This is a genomic window from Kitasatospora sp. NPDC091257 (assembly GCF_044757675.1).
In the GTDB taxonomy this organism is placed as follows: Bacteria; Actinomycetota; Actinomycetes; order Streptomycetales; family Streptomycetaceae; genus Kitasatospora; species Kitasatospora lactacystinica.
In genome coordinates, this window is sequence record NZ_JBIVVI010001269.1 from 1 (window position 1) to 2,493 (window position 2,493).

Sequence of the window (2,493 nt, forward strand, 5' to 3'; positions counted from 1 at the left end):
CTCCGGCGGGGTGCTGGACCACGCCCCGGACGTGTCCGTGCTGGGCACCGCCCGTCGGCTGCGCGAGGAGGAGAGCTACGCCGCGTACGCGCCGGCCGGCCCCGGGCAGTGGCTCGACGAGCCCGAACTGCCGGAGCCGGCCGAGAAGCCGTAGCTCAGCGGTCCACCACGCGGTCGAAGTGCGTGGTGGTGTGCCGGACCTGGAGACCGAGCTCCTCGCCGATCGCGGGGGGCTCGGTCTCCCCGTCCAGGAACAGCAGCGAGACCTGCATGTGCGGCGGCTCGGCGAACCACAGCTGCTTGCCGGCCCAGTGGAACGGCGACTTGGTCTTGTTGACCGTCGCCAGGCCGGCCCGGGCGATGCCCTTGGCCCGCGCCCCCATGCTCTGGACGTACTTGGGCGCCTCCAGGCCGATGCCGTGCGCGGTGCCGCCGGCGACCACCAGGATGTGGCCGTCGGAGGGCGCCGGGTGCTGGCGGTAGCCGTAGCGGTCGCCCTTCCGCAGCTGGGTGACGTCCAGGACGGTGGCCCGGACCTCCAGCGCGGCGTGGTCGCCCAGCCAGAGCCGGGTGCCGATCCGGGCCCGGAAGACCGTCTGCGGGTAGCGCTGGGCCAGCTGGTCCAGGCCGGCCGCGCCGAGGTGGCTGACGAACACGGTGTGGACCGGGATGCCGGCCGCCCGGGCGGTGTCCACCCAGTACGCGACCTCCTCGACGGGGTTGGAGCCGTCCGGCCGGTCCATCGGCAGGTGCAGCGCCAGGCCCTCGAAGCTCACGCCCTCCAGCTCGGCGGCGACGGTGCGCAGGTCGTCCGCGCTCACGCCGTGCCGGCGCATGGTGGTCATGCACTCCAGCACCACCCGGGCGCCGTGCAGCGCGCGCAGCGCGTCCACGCCGGCCACCGTCCGGATCACCCGGGCGTGCGGCAGCGGCAGCGCCTCCTCGCCGACCCGGTACGGGGTGAGCACCAGCAGCTCGCCGCCGTACCACTCGGCGGCGTCGGCCGCCTCGTACGCGGTACCGACGGCGAGCACCCCGGTGCCCAGCAGCGTCGCCTCCTCGGCCAGCCGGTGGTTGCCCAGGCCGTAGCCGTTCCCCTTGGCGACCGGCACCAGGCCGGGGAACTCGGCGAGGACGGAGCGCTGGTGGGTGCGCCAGCGTTCGGTGTCGAGGTAGAGCGACAGCGTCATCGGGGCAGCCTCCTCAGCGGCGGGACATGTAGAGGTCGAGGGCCTTGTGCAGCAGCTTGTTGAGCGGGAAGTCCCACTCGCCGAGGTACTCGGCCGCCTGGCCGCCGGTGCCGACCTTGAACTGGATCAGACCGAACAGGTGGTCGTCCTCGTCCAGGGTGTCACTGATGCCGCGCAGGTCGTACACCCCGCCGCCGAGGGCGTAGGAGTCGCGCATCATCCGCCACTGGATGGCGTTGGACGGCTTGACCTCGCGCTTGTGGTTGGCGGAGGCGCCGTAGGAGTACCAGACGTGCTCGCCGACCACGAGCATCGTGGTGGCGGCCAGCGGCTCGCCCTGGTGGTAGGCGATGTAGAGCCGCATGCGGTTCGGGTCCTCGGCCACGAGGGCCTTCCACATCCGCTGGAAGTAGGCCAGCGGGCGCGGGGTGAACTTGTCGCGCTCGGCGGTGACCAGGTAGAGCTGGTGGAAGATCGGCAGGTCGTCGTAGCCGCCCTGGACGACCTCGACGCCGCTCTTCTCGGCCTTCTTGATGTTGCGGCGCCAGAGCTGGTTGAAGTTCTTGTGGATGTCGTCCAGCGAGCGGTTGGCCAGCGGCACCTGGAAGACGTAGCGGGGCTGGACGTCGCCGAAGCCCGCGCCGCCGTCCTCGCCCTGGAGCCAGCCGGCCTTGCGCAGCCGGTCGGCCACCTCGAAGGCGCGGGCCTCGTACCAGTCGGCCTCGACGTCGCGCAGCCGCTTGGCCTGCTTGGCGGCGATGGCCTCCTTGATGGTGGGGGCGTTCCAGCGGCGGATGACGATCGGCGGGCCCATCTTCACCGAGAACGCGCCCTGCGACTTGAGGTGTGCCAGCATCGGGGAGAGCCAGCGGTCGAGGTCGCGGTCGAACCAGTCGATGACCGGGCCCTCGGGCAGGTAGGCGAGGTAGCGCTTGAGCTTGGGCAGCTGGCGGTACAGGACCAGGCCGGCGCCGACGAGCTGGTTGGCCTCGTCGAACCAGCCGATCGACTCGGACCGCCACTCGGCCTTCACGTCACCCCACGACGGCACCTGCATGTGGCTGGCCGAGGCGCGGCTCCTGATGAAGGCGAGGTGCTCCTCGCGGGTGATCGTCCTCAGGCGCAGGCTCATTGCTCGGTGCTCCTCGTCGGTCGGGCTGCGGTGGCCCCAGTTCTCGGGCTGACCCTATCGTCCGGGGCTCGGGCACCCGTCGTGGTGGGCACGACGGCGCCCCCGCCGGGTACCTGTCTCCTCTGCAGATACGCGACGGGGGCGGCGAGGGTTCCGGGCGGGCCCTGTGGG

Annotated in this window: 2 protein-coding genes; both read right to left on the minus strand. The window is 72.0% G+C overall.

The genetic code is table 11. The features are described 5' to 3' along the window. Nucleotides 1–155: 155 nt before the first annotated feature. Nucleotides 156–1,190 carry an alanine racemase gene (locus tag ACIQOV_RS37150; protein WP_401055205.1) on the minus strand — a complete coding sequence of 345 codons (1,035 nt, stop codon included), beginning with the start codon at nucleotides 1,188–1,190 and terminating at the stop codon, nucleotides 156–158. A gap of 13 nt (nucleotides 1,191–1,203) precedes the next feature. After that, the gene (locus tag ACIQOV_RS37155; protein ID WP_359909471.1) at nucleotides 1,204–2,322 is read right to left on the minus strand and encodes a peptidoglycan bridge formation glycyltransferase FemA/FemB family protein; all 1,119 of its coding nucleotides are present in this window, start codon (nucleotides 2,320–2,322) and stop codon (nucleotides 1,204–1,206) included. Nucleotides 2,323–2,493 lie beyond the last annotated feature (171 nt).